Below are 15,426 nucleotides of genomic sequence, written 5' to 3' on the forward strand. Positions count from 1 at the left end.
TCATAAGCGTGCTCTTCTTCAATTTCTTCTTCACGGAGCCAAGGTTCACGCTCGCGGCTTACGACGCCGGCTACCCCGTCACCTTCGCCGTCATGTTCCTCTCATCGTGCCTCGCCACCTCGCTCGTCCTCCGCGTCAAAGGTCAGAGTAAACTTGCGGCGCAGAAGGCCTACCGAACGGAGGTGCTGCTTACGACGAGTCAAAAACTTCAAAAGGCCGACAGCGTGCGGGAAATTTTGGAGGTTACTGCGGAGCAGCTGCAAAAACTGCTGGAGCGCCCTGTGCTCTTTTACACTGCGGAGGCGGACGGCCATTTGGGACGCCCCGTCTGCTTCGCGCGGCAAAACGAGGAATTTCCCGCGGAAGCCCGCGCAGAAGAAGAAAAGGGCGCGGCCGAATGGGTCTTCAAAAACAACAAACACGCCGGAGCCACGACAAATACTCTGCCCTGCGCAAAGTGCCTTTATCTGGCGCTCAGAGGGCAGGAGGGGGTATTTGCCGTAGCCGGCGTATATATGGGAAGCGCTGCGCGCGCCATTGATGCCTATGATAAGAACCTTCTGCTCGCCATACTCGGCGAAGGAGGGCTGGCGCTTGAGAGGCAGAGCCTGCGCGAAGAGAAAAAAACCATTGAGATGAACGCGCGCCAGGAACAGCTTCGCGCAAACCTTCTTCGCGCAATATCGCACGATCTGCGCACGCCGCTCACCAGCATATCAGGAAGCGCCAGCATCTTAATGACAAACTCCGCCGTGCTGGACGAAGAAAAGAGAAAAAAACTGTGCACGGACATCTACGACGATTCCATGTGGCTAATCAACCTGGTGGAAAACCTGCTCTCCGTAACAAAGACGGAAAACGGTAAATTGAGCCTCGCCATCGAGCCAGAGCTGCTGGGCGACGTCTTCCGCGAGGCCATGAAACACCTAGACCGCCATGCCGCAGAGCATAAAATAAGCGTCCATGTGGACGACGAGCTGCTTATGGCGCAAATGGACGCGCATCTCATCGTTCAGGTCGTAGTCAACCTGCTGAACAACGCGGTAAAATATACGCCGTCAGGCTCCTTGATTCGTCTGGGCGCGAAAAAAGAGGGACGCAGGATAGTGGTCACAGTGACGGACGACGGCCCGGGCATCCCGGACGAAGCGAAGAAACGGCTCTTTGAAATGTTTTACACGGCCGGCGGCGCGCGCACGGACAGCCGAAGAGGACTCGGGCTAGGGCTTTCTATATGCAGATCCATCGTAGAGGCCCACGGAGGAAAAATATCGGTGCGGGATCATGCGCCGCACGGCACGGAATTTGCGTTCACATTAAAAGCGGCGGAGGTGCATAGTTATGAATAGACCGCAGATATTGGTGATAGAGGATGACGGCGCCATCTTGAATCTGATGACGACGACGCTGGAAACACAGGGATACCAATACAAGACGGCCAGGACCGGCGCGGCCGGGGTGCTTGAGGCGCTTTCGTGCCAGCCTGAAGTGATATTGCTGGACCTCGGCCTGCCTGACATGGACGGCGTGGATATAATAAAAAAGGTGCGGGGCTGGAGCGCCGTGCCAATAATAGTGGTGAGCGCGCGCAGCGAGGACGCGGACAAGGTGGAGGCGCTTGACGCCGGCGCGGACGACTATCTGACGAAGCCGTTCAGCGTGGACGAACTGCTTGCCCGGCTGCGCGTCGCTTTGCGCCGCGTGCTCTTTGACGGAGAAAAAAAGGGCAACGACGCTTCGCTGTACAAAAATGGCGCGCTTACTATAGACTATGCGGCCGGCTGCGCCTTTGTCTGCGAAGAGGAGATACACCTGACGCCGATGGAATACAAACTGCTCTGTCTGCTTGCGCAGAACACGGGCAAGGTTCTGACTCACAACTTCATTTTAAAAAAACTCTGGGGCAGCGCCTTTCCTTCCGACACTCCGTCTCTGCGCGTCTTCATGGCGACGCTTCGAAAAAAGATAGAGCCGGTGCCGTCCGAGCCAAAATACATACAGACGCACATAGGCATAGGCTATCGTATGCTGCGGACACAGAACGAGAACCAGCAGTAAATAGCCTCGCCGCCTTTTCGCGGAAGGCACGACAAGATACAGCAAAGGCGGAGCTAAATAAAAGGCTCCGCCTATTTTTATTATTTTTTATTATTTATTCAGCGCAGATGTTTCTTAGTTTTCCTATCTGCTCTATCTCTACCTCTATGAGGTCGCCGGGCTTTATCTCGCCTACGCCCTGCGGGGTGCCGGTGGAGATGACGTCGCCCTCCTCAAGCGCGGCAAAGCGGCTGATGTGCGAGATGAGGCGCGGTATTGGGAAAATCATCTGCGATATAGCGCCGTCCTGCACGGTTTTTCCGTTGAGGCGCGTCACGACGCGCGTCTCCTGCGGCAGCTCGTTTGTCAAAAGCAGCGCTGGGCCGAGCGGCGCGAAGGTGTCAAAGCTCTTTGCGCGCGTCCACTGTCCGTCTTTGTTTTGCAGCGCGCGGGCGGTGACGTCGTTCATTATAGTGTATCCGAGCACGTGGTCCAGCGCCTCGTCCTCGCTGATGTTCTTGCCGCCGCGTCCGATGACGACGGCGAGCTCGCCCTCATAGTGTATCGGGCCGGCCCAGGTCGGTATGCGGATAAAATCGGCCGCGCCGATGACGGCGGAGGCCGCCTTTAAAAAGACGAGCGGTTCCGCCGGTATGTCGTGCTCTAGCTCGCGCACATGGCCGACATAGTTGCGGCCGATGCACCAGAGCTTTTTGGGTGAAAACGGAGGCAGGAATTTCACGCGCTCCGCTGGATAGCTGAGGCGTATGGGTGAAAGACCGCCCTTAAACGGATCCCCTTCTGTTATATCGACCGAAGTCCCGCGCAAAGTCCCGCTGTACTGGCGGCCTTCCACCATAAAACGACAAAAACGGACAGGCGCTTCTTTTTTTAATGTCATCACGTTCACCGTCCCCTACTTTTTGCCTTCTCTTTTGTCGAGCGCGTCAGCTATGCGCTCAAGTCCCTCTTTGAGCTGCGCGCGTGTTGTTCCGATGTTGAGCCGCGCAAAGCCGTCGCCCTCCACGCCGAACCACGTGCCCGGGTCAAGCGCCACTTTAGCCTCGTTTACGAGGAAGTCCGTAAGCCGCTCTTCATTGAAGCCGTAGCCGCGGAAGTCGATCCAGAAGATATAGGTGCCCTCAGGGTGATCCATGTGCGCCTTCGGCATACGCTCTTTCATGAAGGCCTCCATGTAGTCGCGGTTTCCTTCAAGGTAGGCGACAAGCTCTTTGTGCCATTCGCCGCACTGACCGTAGGCGGCCTCCATCGCGGCAAGGCCCATGATGTTCAGGGAGTTGAGATGGAAGCGCTCAAGCACGGAGACATATATCCCGCGCAGCAGTTCGTTCTGGATTATCGCGACTGAAGCTTTGAGGCCCGCTATGTTGAAGGTCTTGCTGGGCGCGATGAAGGTGACGGTGCGCTTGTCCATGCCGGGCAGCGACGCTATGCAGATATGTTTTGCGTCGCTGTAGACGAGGTCCTGATGTATTTCGTCGGAAATTATTATCATATTTTTGCGGACCGCGATGTCGGCCAGCCGCTCAAGCTCTCCGCGGCTCCACACGCGAGCCACGGGGTTGTGCGGGCTGCACAAAATCAGCGTGCGGCAGGTCGGCGTGATCATTTTTTCAAGACCGTCAAAGTCCATCGTGTAGCGGCCGTTTTCGTATTTCAGCGGGTTTGGTGCTATTATACGGCCCGCCTCGCGGACGGTCCTATAAAAGGGCATATAGACGGGCGTCTGTATTATTATCTGGTCTCCGGGCTTTGTAAGGCCCATGACGGCGAAAGAAAGGCCCGCCACGACGCCGGGCGCCCAGCTTATGGCCTCACACTCGAAATCCCATCCGTAATGCGAGCTCTCCCAATTTTTGATCGCCTCTTTCAGAGAATCTGTCGCCATCGGGTAGCCGAGCGCGCCGTGCTCTAATTTTTTGCGCAGCGCCTCAAGCACCTCGGGCGGCGCTGGGAAATCCATGTCTGCCACCCACATCGCAAGCAGGTCTGTGCGTCCGAAGTCGTCCTTGAGGCCGTCCCACTTTTCGCAGTCCGTCCCGCGTCTTTCCAAATATTTATCGAAGTCGTATTTCATCGTGAACTCTCCTTTTACGCGCCTGTGAGCAGTCCGGCGCGCTCATTGATTATACCTGTTCTATTTTCCGCTTAAACGGACGGATATGCAAGCATTAATCAATGCTGAATTGAGGTAAAATATAAGGCGGATGTAAAACAATAACTGATCACAGGAATCGGGAGGATATATAGATGTCAAAAGAACACAAGAGCGGAAAATCAAAGGAAGAGGCGCTTGAGCTTGAACTTGGAGGCGGCGCGTCGCTGCCGGACCGTCAGGCGGTGCCCGCGGAATATAAATGGAAGCTATGCGATATTTACCCATCGCAAAAGAGCTGGGAAGAGGACTTCGCAAAGATAAAGGAACGCCTGCCCGAGATAGCGCAATACAAAGGCACGCTCTCGCAGTCGCCGGAGCGTCTTGCGCAGCTCTTCAAACTGCGCGAGGAACTTTCGATCACGCTTGGAAAGCTCTTCGTCTACGCGAACATGAAGAGCCACGAAGACACGGGAGACTCCGCGTGCCAAGGGCCGGCAAACCGCGTCTCCGCGCTCTCCGTGGAGTTTTCCGCAGAGGAGAGTTACATCACGCCCGAGATACTGGAGATGCCGGAGGATAAACTTACGAGCTTCACCGCGTCGCCCGAGCTTGCGGAATATTCTTTCATGCTGCGCGAGATACTGCGGCAGAAGCCGCACGTGCTCACAGAGGCGGAAGAGAGGATAATTGCGCGCACGGGCGATATGGCGGGCATCGCCGACAACACCTTCTCAATGCTGACGAACGCGGATATGAAATTCCCGTCGATACGAGACGAAAAGGGCGAAAAGGTGGAGCTTTCAGAGGAACGCGCCGTCTCCTACCTGCGCTCGCCAAAGCGCTCAGTGCGCCGCGCCGCCTTCGCCTCGCTCTACAAGCCGTACTCTGAGATGAAAAACACGCTGGGCGCCACCTTCGACGGAATGCTGAAAAGCTCGAAGTTCTACGCCGGCTGCCGCAAATACGAGTCGCCTCTCGCGGAGGCGCTCGACGGCAACAACATTCCCATCTCCGTCTACGACAGCCTGGTCGATTCCATAGAGACGAACCTGGCTCCTATGTACCGTTACATGAAGCTGCGCAAAAAAATACTCGGCGTAAGCGAGCTGCACATGTACGACCTTTATGTGCCGCTTTCACACGACCCGTTCGGCGCCGTATCGTGGAGCGAGGCGCAGCGCATGATGTACAAGGGGCTTGAACCGCTTGGCGGCGCGTATCTGGCGCAGGTGAAGGCGGGGCTGGAGGAGGGCTGGGCCGACGTCTTCCCGAACCGCGGCAAACGCAGCGGCGCCTACTCATGGGGCAGCTACGGCACTCATCCCTATATATTCATGAACTACACAAATAATTTAAACGACGTCATGACGCTCGTCCACGAAATGGGGCACTCGATGCACAGCTGGTACTCGCGCAAAAACCAGCCGTTCGCCACGGCGGACTACTGTATCTTCACGGCTGAGGTGGCCTCCACCACGAACGAAGTGCTCTTTCTCTCCGGGCTGCTTTCGGAGACGGCCGACAAAAAACGCCGCATCTACCTGCTCAACCGCAGGCTCGAAAATATACGCACGACCGTCTACCGCCAAACGATGTTCGCCTCATTTGAACGCGAGGCGCACCGCCGCGCGGCGGAGGACGGCGACACTACGCCGGACGGCCTCAAGCAGCTTTGGTACGAGCTGAACAGGAAATATTACGGAGAGATGATAAAGATAGACGAACCGCTGAAGATGGAATGGGCGCGCATACCGCACTTCTACAGCCCCTTCTACGTCTACCAGTACGCTACGGGCTTCTCAGCCGCTACGGCGCTTGCCGAAGGCATCTTAAAGAACGGGGCGGCCGCGCGCGATAAATACCTCGCCTTCCTCACCAAGGGCGGCTCCGACTATCCCATCGAGCTGCTAAAGGGAGCGGGAGTCGACATGAGCACGCCGGAACCGGTAAACGCCGTAGTGCGCCAGTTCACGGAGACGCTTGACGAAATGGAAGAGCTGCTGTAGCCCCCAATACATTCACATACGGGAAACTGCCGCTATAAGGGCATAGACAAAAGAAAGTGAGGGCTTGATGTGATCACGGACTTCAAAGATGGGATCTTTTCGGTGGACGCGGGTTATCTGCACGACGGAGCCGCCGCGGTCTATATCGTGCGCGCCGGAGGCGAAGCCGCGGTCATTGAGACTGCGCACAACGCGTCGCTGCCGCGTCTGCTTTCAGCGCTGCGCGAGCTTGGAATAAACAAAGAGTGTGTAAAATATCTTTGCGTCACGCATGTTCACCTCGACCACGCGGGCGGAGCCGGCTCCTATATGCGCGAATTTCCAAACGCCGCGCTGGTGGTCCACCCGCGCGGCGCGCGCCACATGACCGACCCGCAAAAACTGATTGAGGGCGTTAAGGCCGTCTATGGCGAGGACGAGACAAAACGGCTCTACGGCGAGATACTGCCGGTGGACGCAGCCCGCGTCATCGCGCCGGAAGACGGGACTGAGCTGCCGCTTGGCGACGTAAGCCTGCGCTGCCTGCACACCGCAGGACACGCAAAGCATCACATGGTCTTTTTCATAAGCCGCCTTGGCGCGCTCTTTTCAGGAGACGCCTTCGGCATCTCCTACGAATGGATGCACCGCGGCGAATGGGCCTTCCCCGCAGCCGCCCCGGTGCAGTTTGAACCAGACGACGCCCGCGCCTCCATCGACGCGGTGCTTTCGCTAAAACCGCGCAGCGTTTTTCTTACGCACTTCGGCGAGCTTCGCTTCATTGAAAAAGCGGGCGCCCAGTTAAAGGCCGACATAGAAAAATATGTCGAAATAGCGACGAGGTCGCGCGGCGATAAAGATTCAATAAAGCGCGCGCTCTTTGATCATTATTTAGACTGCGCGCAAAGGACCGGCCTCCAAAAGGACCGCGCCTTCATCGAAAACGCGCTTGCTATCGACACTGAGCTCAACGCGCAGGGACTCGCCTGCTGGTACGCCGCAAAAACCGCAAGAGCCAGTTGACAGCCGGCGGACGCGCAAAAACTTTATGCCGCGATATGTATTCTTTACGTTGACAGTTGCCGAAGTTCATCTATAATAACGTTAGCAAGAGTTAGCAAGAAACATTTTAAATTAGAATAGATAAACGGGAGTGATCAAAATGGCGGAGAACAGAGCGCCGGCGGAACATGCGATTTTTGATTTAGCGGCCAACAGGTGGAGTCCACGCGCCTTTTCTGACAAGGCGATGAGCCGTGGGGATATGCTTTCATTATTTGAGGCGGCGCGCTGGGCGCCCTCCGCTTTCAACGCGCAGCCGTGGCGAATAATCGCCGCCCCGCGCGCGAACGCGGAGGCCTTCGCGAAGATGCTGGATTGTCTTGCGCCGTCAAATCAGGTATGGGCAAAGAACGCGCAGCTTCTGCTCGTCTTTGCGGCGGAGGATAATTTCAGCTATAACGGAAAAGAAAACAGATGGGCAAAACACGACTGCGGCATTGCGCTTGAAAATCTGCTGCTTGAAGCGACGGCCCTCGGCATGCAGGCGCACCCGATGGCGGGCTTTTCTGTCGAGGCCGTCCGTGAAACATACGGACTGCCCGCCGATTTTGATCCTATCGCCGCCGTCGCCGTCGGATACCAGGGCAGCCCCGAGATGCTGGACGACGATTTGAAGGCGCGAGAAACCGCGCAGCGCGAACGCAATCCCATTAAGAGCTTCGTCTTCGAAGAAAAATGGGGAAATCCCGTCAAATAGCAAAAAGCGGCAACAGGCTTTTCTTATCTGGCCGCAACTAACGATACTTTACACGCACAAGGAGGACGCGTCGGCGATGCCGCATCGTCCTCCTTGTTTATCGCCGGGAGGTATCGGTGCGCCCGGCTCTACGCTTCATGGTTTTCTTTTTGCTCAAAGAAGGCGTCGTTTGCAAGAGCTTTGAGCTTTTCCGCCCCAAGGCCTTCTGTGCGGATGAGCCAGTCTACGTCTTCCTTTGCCTGCCGTGCCAAGTCTATGTCCTTCACTGGGTCCGCCGCTTTGAAGCTCTGGGCTCCGTGCTGCATCGTTCCGGTAAGCTCGCCCGCTCCGCGAAAGGCTAGGTCCGCCTCCGCTATCTTAAAGCCGTCCGTCGTCTGTGCGAACAGAGAAAGTCTGGACGGCGCCGGCTGCTCGTCTGATATGAGCACGCAGAGGCCGCGCCTTTTTCCGCGCCCGACCCTGCCGCGCATCTGGTGCAGCTGCGAGAGGCCGTAACGCTCCGGCGCCTCTATTATTATGACGCTCGCCTCGGGCACGTTGACTCCCACTTCAAGCACAGTTGTGCCGACAAGTATCTTGGCGTCTCCTGCGCGGAACTTATCAAGCGCCGCCTCTTTTTCCGCGTAATCCATCTGGCCGTGGATAAGCGACGCGGGAATGGGCGGCAGTTTTTTCACCAGCCACTCAAAACGTTTTTTCGCCGCGGGCAGCGCGGCCGCTGGATCTTCTTCAACGCGCGGGCATATCCAAAAGGTGCGGCCGCCCGATGCGGTCTCTTTTATCAAAAAACGCATCAGTTCGGGCATCTGTTGTGAAGTTATTATCCTGGTGGCGACGGGAGTGCGGCCGGGCGGCATCTCGTCTATTACGGATATTTCAAGATCTCCGTATATAGTCTGCGCCGTCGTTCTGGGGATGGGGGTAGCGCTCATCATAAGAAGGTGGGCGCGCGGCGCGCGCTCGATGAGGGCAGCTCTCTGACGCACGCCGAAGCGCTGCTGCTCGTCTATTATGGCGGCGCCCAGCATGTGGAATGACGCCTCTTCGGAGAGCAGCGAATGCGTGCCTGCCGCTACCTCTATCGCGCCGTCCGCAAGGCCGGCAAGTATCTCGCGGCGCGCGGCGGGCTTTACCGACGCGGTGAGCAGAGCGCATCTTACACCAAGAGGCGCAAGATATTTTTCAGCCTCCGCGTAAAGCTGAGCCGCCAAAGTTTCCGTCGGCGCAAGAAGGACGGTTTGCGCGCCGCTGTCGCAGAGGCCCGCGGCAAAGGCTGCGGCGACCAGACTTTTACCGCAGCCGACGTCGCCCTGGAGCAGACGACGCATTGGGCGTCCCTGTGAGGCGTCTCCATAAATTTCCGCTATCGCCTTTGTCTGCGCCGAGGTCGGCGTGAAGGGAAGAGATTTCATCAGCGCATCATATATTGGGCCGCGCGCGGCCTTGACGGCGTTTTTTTCGGAGTTTTTGGCGCGCATCGCGGCAAGCGCCGCTTGAAGCGTAAAGAGTTCTTCGTAGGCGAGCCTGCGCCGCGCCTCCTTCCAGCTTTCGGGCGAGTCGGGAACGTGCATTTGGGATATTGCGGCCGCAATAGGCATAAGGTTGTTTTTTTCAATTAGCGAAGCGGGCAGGCGTTCTTCAAGAAGCGGCGCAAAACGCGCCGCCGTGTCTTTTGTAAACTGGCGCAGCCATTTCTGCGTCAGCCCCTCCGTAAGCGGATAGACCGGAACGATGCCCGCAAAGGCCTCGGGCGCCGCTCCCACGGCAAATTCCGGAGAGGCCATCTGCAGCGTGGAGCCGCGAAAGAGCGGCATTCCAAAGAGCGCGGCCTCCGCGCCTTCGCACAGCATACGATTGAGGCCGCGTATGTTGAACCACACGGCCTCCATTTCGCCTGTGCCGTCTGTCAGGCGGCAGGTGGTTATGAGTTTGTTGTTGCCGACAAGCCGTCTGGTTTCCAGAAAGACGACTCGGGCAAAGACGACGGATGGCGCGCCCGGCACGAGTTCCGATATTTTAGTGACGCGGCGTCTGTCCTCGTACCGGCGCGGGAAAAAATAAAGAAGGTCATAGACGGTGCAAAGCCCCATCCGTTCCAGCTTAGCGGAGCGTCCGGGGCCTGCGCCTTTAAGGCTCGTTATTGGCGATGCCGGCGTCGCCTTCAGAGTTTTTATCAAACTGAGGAGGAGAGGCGCGCGCTATTTTGCGCGGTCAGAGCCGAAGAGTTCGTTTGGGTCAACGCCGAGTATGCCGCAGGCCGCCTCGAAATCTTTGCGTCCCGTCTGCGCGCGCGGAGTTTCGTCCTCTTCCGGGCAGGGCGCGTCCGCCGATTCCGTCTCGTTCATTCCCTCAAGCACGCTTTCTACGGCACCAGCCATAGCCGAGGCTGTCAAGCACTGAGTGAGCTGAGCGTCAAACTTGGCAAGCATGCCGCGGAACTCCTGCGCGTACATCTCGCGGATATTTTTTATCTGAGCGACGCCGCAGCGCAGTCCTTCGGCCTCCTGCGCGGCTTCGGCGCGGATCTTCTCCGCCTCTTCCTTCGCTGAGGAGAGTATTTTATTTGCCTGGTCTCGCGCGCTTTTTACGCGCTCGTCTGCGCTCTTCTGCGCCATCAGCAGCGCCTCATGGAGCACGTCCTTCATGCGCTCAAATTCCGCAAGGCTCTCCTGTTTCGCGGCAAGTTCACGCTCCAGCTCTTTGTTCTTCTGGTTGTAATTCTGGAGGGTCTCCGCGACATGGTCGAGAAACTCGTCGACCTCCGTGGCGTCGTAACCGCGAAGGCTCTTCTTGAACGACTGGTTTACAACATCAAGCGAAGTTAAAAGATCTGACATTTATATACACTCCTTTTTCAGGTAGGATGTTTCAGCATAACTGCGTTCGCCGAAGATGGCGCTTCCTATACGGACGATGGTGCTTCCTTCTTCTATCGCCGTGCGGAAATCTCCGCTCATGCCCATTGAAAGTTCAGGAAGCTCAAGGCCTGTGGCCGTGCTCAGGCTGTCGCGCAGCTTTCGCAGGCCGCCGAAGGCGCCGCGCAGTTCCGTCTCGTTTTCCGTGTTGGCCGCAACTGTCATGAGCCCCTCTATTGAAAGCGCCGGGCAATGCTTCAGAATATGGAGCATAAGCGCCTCGGCATCTTCCGGTACGACGCCGTTTTTTGCGGCCTCGCGCGACATGTTCACCTCTATAAAAATCGGAAAGCGCAGATGATCTCCTTCGTTGAGTACGCGATCGAGCGCGACGGCCGTCTCAAGCGAATCAATGCTTTCAATGAGCTGAAAAGATTCAAGCGCGCGCCGTATCTTGTTGCGCTGCAAGTGTCCTATGAGGTGCCATGGGCAGCTTTTTACACCCTCGGGCCATTCGCCGCGCTTTGAGTACGCCTCCTGAACGCGGTTTTCTCCGATGAGGTCTATCAGCCCTGCCGCTTCGACCATCAGTTCGACTGGGTGATACTTCGTGACGCCCATCAGTTTTATTTGAGAGGGCGAGCGCCCGCTCTTTGACGCGGCCTCCGCGATCTCCGCCTTGATTTTTTCAATGTTTTCTTTTACGTTCGTCACCATAGCTGGATCCTTCCCTCTCGGGCCTCCGACGCGTCCGCGACTATGGCGTCGCCCACGGAAATGCCCTTCGTCACGATAAATCTGTTGTTTTCGATTTTCCTGCCCTCTATCGGGACAAAAACCACGCGGGCGCCGCGAATGAGATATACCCCAAGCACACCGTCTTTGGCAACTGTCGCGGAAGACGGCACCAGCGCGCCTTCGGTCTGCCCCGCGTCTATTGTAAGCTGGTAGTTTCTGGACATTACAAAGTCAGGCGGGAACCACGGCATGGTCAGGTATATTTTTGTAAGAGGCCCCGTCTGCTGGGTGACTCGCACATCCGCCATAGAGGTGGTGTCGCCCATGTCGTATTTTATCTTTACCTTTTTGCGTTTCAGCTGTTCCTCGACGTCGCCGTCGGGCCGCATCAGGCCGATGAAGCGCAGTTCCTGCGGCTGTTCGATTATCTTGCCAACTATCTGGCCGCGCGCGACCTGCGTATTGTCGTTAAAAAGGTTGATCTTTACCGGCTTTTTAAACTGTTTGCCGTCGCCCGGCCAAAGAGCGGAATAACGCCATTTTGACTCGCGTCCGTCCTTCCCCGCTACAAAATAGCCCTGTTGATAGGCCTTCACCTCGCGTCCTCCGACGCGCGCCACGACCGCGCCGCGCCCGACGCGCACAGGCCCGCGCCCCAGCGGATAGCTGAGCGCGCCGTTTGTCGGAGACAGAAGCACGTTTTCCTTCCACAGCAAAAGACCGTCCACCTTTATGACCTGCGTCTCGATCCCGGGCACAGCCCATGTTATTTCAGGATGCAGGTATTCATAGCGATCGAAATATTCCTTAAAGGCCCAGATCCAGAGGATTACGATGATGACGACGCCTATCCAGTAGGAGATGCGGAGATTCCTTTTTTTACCTTCAGGGACGAAGCGTCTTACCATCTTTTTTTATTTAAGCCCGCAAAGCGGCGCCATCTCTATAAGGTCGGAGCAGACGCGCCATGCGCCCGCCGCCGCAAGGCCGTCCTCGTCAAAATTTCCCGTGGTCATGCCCACGCCGCGCACTCCGGCCGCTGCCGCGGTCTTCATGTCGATGTCGGTGTCGCCCACGTAGAGCGTTTTTTCGCAAGAAACGCCAAGACGTTCTATGCCGAGCAGAAGCGCCTCCGGGTCCGGCTTCGCGTTGGTCACGTCTTCGAGCCCAACGATCGCGTCCATAAACGGCGTCAGCTTCGTCGAATCAAGCACCTTGCGCGCAAAACGCCTGTTTGAAACGACGCCGGTCTTTATGCCAGCAGCGCGCAGCTTGGAAAGCAGCGCCTCCGTGTTCGGGAATAGGATGATCTCGTCCTGCTCCACTCCGCGAAATTGCGCCCGGTAATATTCTATCCACTCGTCCTTATAGTCGCCCCAGTACTGCTGCCAGCAGTCTTCAATGGGAAGGCCTATGCCGGCAAGCACCGCCTCACGCGAGACGGTAGCCAGGCCGTAGGCTGCGGCAAGCAGATTTGTGCATTTATGTATTGCGTAGCTGCTGTCGGCCAGCGTCATGTCAAAATCAAAAATCACCGCTTCTATATCTGTAGCCATTCGTTACTCTACCCCCATTACAAAACCCTTGAGGTAATCCGTTTCAGGCACTCCAAGCAGCGCTGGATGGTCCTGAGGCTGGTGTATCTCGTGTACGACGCGGCATGTCCTCTCCGCGTCTTTTGCGGCGTCTCTCAGAGTATCAAGCAGCATGTCGCGCGTGAAGGCGTGGCTGCATGAGAGGAAGGCGAGATGCCCTCCCTGTTCGAGTCTGCGAAAGCCGCGCACTGCAAGTTCCTTATAGCCGCGGCGCGCAGAGTCCAGCTTGTCACGCGACGGAGAGAAGGGCGGCGGGTCCATTATGACGAGGTCAAAACGCCTGCGCTCCGCGTCCATTTCGCGCATGATGTCAAAGGCGTTGCCGCAGCGAAAGACCGTCTTGTCCGGCAGGTCGTTCAGCGCCATGTTTTCCTTCGCGCGGTCGAGCGCGGGCTGAGACTGGTCGATGGCCGTGACGGAGGCCGCGCCCATTTTCAGCGCGTGCAGCGCGAAATGGCCCTGGAAGCTGAAACAGTCTAGCACTTCGGCTCCGGCGTAGAGCGGGTCAAGCAGCGCCGGTACGTTGCGCACGTCGAGGTAGGCGCCAGTCTTCTGACCGCCCGCGATGTCTACAAGCTCAAACGTATCGCCTATCTTCACCTTGATAGGCCCTTCCGGCATTTCACCAAGAAGCGGTTTTATTTCGTGCGGTATGCCCTCTTTATCGAGATGTTTCGTGTCGTTGCGAAGGATTATCGCGGAGAGTTTCTTTACTTTGCGGAATGTGGCCGCGACCTCCTCAGCGTGGCGGTACCAGCCCATGACAGAAAGCTGGAGCGAGAGCACGTCGCCGTAAAGGTCTGCCGTTATGCCGGGGAGCATGTCTCCCTCGCCGTGGACCCAGCGGAAAGATTGATCGTTGGGGCACCATTTTTTGCGCACGTCGAGCGCCGATTCTATGCGCCTGCGAAGGAGCTCTTTCTGGTTCGGCTCGTGGCTGCCAAAGGAAAGAGCGCGTATGCAGAGAGCTGTGTCGCTCCACAGTCCCCAGCCGAATATCTGCCCGCGTCTATCCGTAAAGGAGACGATGTCTCCCGGAGCGCATGAGGGGGCCTGGCTCAGATGTCCGCGGAAAATCCACGGATGACGGGCCTTGACCCTTTCGATGCCGCTCTCATTGAGCACGGCGCGGCGCATTGCTTTTTTTGAAACCGTCATTAACGTTTGTCCCTTTCTATTACAGCAAAGGCATCGTGATTGTGTATGCTCTCGTGACTTGTCACAGAGACGCGGTACCAGACTACGCGGGCGTCGGCCTGCATCTTTAACGCAAGCTCCCGAACTGAGTCCTCTACGAAGCGTGGATTGCTGTAGGCCAGCTCCGTCACAAATTTTTCATCTTCCCGCTTAAGCAGGCTGTAAATTGGCGCCGAGGCGCATTCGTCGGCCATCTGCACAAGTTCCTCAAGCCAGACGAAATTTGAAAGACGCACAGCCATCTCGGCGTGCGCGCGCTGATTGTGCGCCCCAAATTCAGATATTTCCTTTGAACAGGGGCATAGCGTCTGTACAGGCGCCGTCACGGTCGTTACAAGGTCAAATACGTCGTCTGTGAGCTTTGCGTCAAACTGTATGTCGCAGCGTACGCGGCCTTTGGCTCCGCTCACCGGCGCGGTCTTTGTAATGAAATATGGGAAAGAAAATATGGTGTGCGCGTCGCGCGCCTTAAGGCGTTCCTTAAGGCTGCAAAGCAGCCCCTCCATATTATGAAAGGTGACGCTCTTTTCCTGCGCGCTGAGGACCTCTATAAAGCGGCTCATGTGCGTGCCTCGGTAATCCTGCGGCAGTGAGACGGAAAGGCTCACCTGGGCCACGGTCTCCTGCGTCCCGTTCGTTCTGTCCGGCACGGAGATGGGCCACGAAATGTCCCGAATGCCTACGCGGTCTATCGCAAGGCGTCTGGTATCTGTTTCATTCTGAACGTCACGCATCGGCGGCATCCTCCCTGCGGCAGATGACGGAAGAGCTTTCCGTCTCCCAGAGCCTCACAGAATAAAGGCGGCAGTTGTCGCGCGAAAGCGCGGCGTCAAGCTGTCTGAATATCCATATTGAGATATACTCCGCGGTAGGCTGCGGAAGGATATCGTTTATGTAGGCGTGGTCGAGCTTTGAAAGCACCAGCTCGTTTACGGCCTTCTTAAGGTCCACAAAATCATAGACCATCCCCTCTGAATCAGGAGCGCCTTCCAGCGTGATCCTCAGATGGTAGGTATGCCCGTGCAGACGTTCACACTTTCCATGATAATGTATAAGATTATGCGCTGCATCAAATTTAAAGTCACGGCACAACAGCATCGACAAAACCTCCCGGGCGAATATATAGTGTTTATTGTACCAC

At 56.9% G+C, this 15,426-nt stretch carries 15 protein-coding genes; 5 read left to right on the forward strand and 10 right to left on the reverse strand.

The genetic code is table 11. From position 1 onward, the window contains the following. The coding region (locus RRY12_09370) for an ATP-binding protein (GenBank protein MEG2184876.1) at positions 1-1,349 on the forward strand (1,349 nt) is incomplete at its 5' end. After that, entirely contained in the window at positions 1,342-2,058 is a 717-nt protein-coding gene (locus RRY12_09375) for a response regulator transcription factor (protein ID MEG2184877.1), read from the forward strand. The genes RRY12_09370 and RRY12_09375, both read left to right, overlap by 8 nt. 94 nt (positions 2,059-2,152) lie before the next feature. Here RRY12_09375 and RRY12_09380 read toward each other — a convergent pair whose 3' ends face one another. Further along, positions 2,153-2,938, reverse strand: a complete 786-nt coding sequence (locus RRY12_09380) for a fumarylacetoacetate hydrolase family protein (protein ID MEG2184878.1) — start codon at positions 2,936-2,938, stop codon at positions 2,153-2,155. A gap of 15 nt (positions 2,939-2,953) precedes the next feature. Continuing rightward, positions 2,954-4,135, reverse strand: coding sequence for a MalY/PatB family protein (locus tag RRY12_09385; GenBank protein ID MEG2184879.1), 1,182 nt, complete (start codon positions 4,133-4,135; stop codon positions 2,954-2,956). Positions 4,136-4,308: 173 nt separating this feature from the next. On the opposite strand from RRY12_09385, the gene pepF reads away from it, so the two are divergent. From pepF to RRY12_09400, 3 genes are all read left to right on the forward strand, one after another. Beyond that, positions 4,309-6,162 carry an oligoendopeptidase F gene (gene pepF / locus RRY12_09390; protein MEG2184880.1) on the forward strand — a complete coding sequence of 618 codons (1,854 nt, stop codon included), beginning with the start codon at positions 4,309-4,311 and terminating at the stop codon, positions 6,160-6,162. A 69-nt stretch (positions 6,163-6,231) separates the two neighbouring features. Next, a complete protein-coding gene (locus tag RRY12_09395) occupies positions 6,232-7,164 on the forward strand; it encodes an MBL fold metallo-hydrolase (GenBank protein MEG2184881.1) in 933 nt (310 codons plus the stop codon). A gap of 139 nt (positions 7,165-7,303) precedes the next feature. Further along, positions 7,304-7,900, forward strand: a complete 597-nt coding sequence (locus RRY12_09400) for a nitroreductase family protein (GenBank protein ID MEG2184882.1) — start codon at positions 7,304-7,306, stop codon at positions 7,898-7,900. 128 nt (positions 7,901-8,028) lie between these two features. Here RRY12_09400 and recG read toward each other — a convergent pair whose 3' ends face one another. The 8 genes from recG to queD are packed head-to-tail and all read right to left on the reverse strand — an operon-like array spanning position 8,029 to position 15,383. Then, entirely contained in the window at positions 8,029-10,077 is a 2,049-nt protein-coding gene (recG, locus tag RRY12_09405; GenBank protein ID MEG2184883.1) for an ATP-dependent DNA helicase RecG, read from the reverse strand. A 21-nt stretch (positions 10,078-10,098) separates the two neighbouring features. Further along, positions 10,099-10,737 (reverse strand): DivIVA domain-containing protein, encoded by a 639-nt coding sequence (locus RRY12_09410; protein MEG2184884.1) that lies wholly within the window; start codon positions 10,735-10,737, stop codon positions 10,099-10,101. Continuing rightward, a complete protein-coding gene (locus tag RRY12_09415; GenBank protein MEG2184885.1) occupies positions 10,738-11,472 on the reverse strand; it encodes a YggS family pyridoxal phosphate-dependent enzyme in 735 nt (244 codons plus the stop codon). Continuing rightward, positions 11,466-12,401, reverse strand: a complete 936-nt coding sequence (locus tag RRY12_09420; GenBank protein ID MEG2184886.1) for an HlyD family efflux transporter periplasmic adaptor subunit — start codon at positions 12,399-12,401, stop codon at positions 11,466-11,468. Before RRY12_09420 ends, RRY12_09415 begins: the two co-directional genes overlap by 7 nt. Positions 12,402-12,407: 6 nt before the next feature. Beyond that, positions 12,408-13,049 carry an HAD-IA family hydrolase gene (locus tag RRY12_09425; protein MEG2184887.1) on the reverse strand — a complete coding sequence of 214 codons (642 nt, stop codon included), beginning with the start codon at positions 13,047-13,049 and terminating at the stop codon, positions 12,408-12,410. Positions 13,050-13,052: 3 nt separating this feature from the next. Further along, positions 13,053-14,246 carry a class I SAM-dependent rRNA methyltransferase gene (locus RRY12_09430; protein ID MEG2184888.1) on the reverse strand — a complete coding sequence of 398 codons (1,194 nt, stop codon included), beginning with the start codon at positions 14,244-14,246 and terminating at the stop codon, positions 13,053-13,055. Beyond that, positions 14,246-15,019: a GTP cyclohydrolase FolE2 gene (gene folE2 / locus RRY12_09435; protein MEG2184889.1), complete on the reverse strand. Its 774-nt coding sequence runs from the start codon at positions 15,017-15,019 to the stop codon at positions 14,246-14,248. The genes RRY12_09430 and folE2 overlap by 1 nt, the downstream gene beginning before the upstream one ends. Next, positions 15,012-15,383, reverse strand: a complete 372-nt coding sequence (queD, locus tag RRY12_09440; GenBank protein ID MEG2184890.1) for a 6-carboxytetrahydropterin synthase QueD — start codon at positions 15,381-15,383, stop codon at positions 15,012-15,014. Before queD ends, folE2 begins: the two co-directional genes overlap by 8 nt. Positions 15,384-15,426 lie beyond the last annotated feature (43 nt).

Source organism: Cloacibacillus sp., assembly GCA_036655895.1.
Classification (GTDB): domain Bacteria; phylum Synergistota; class Synergistia; order Synergistales; family Synergistaceae; genus JAVVPF01.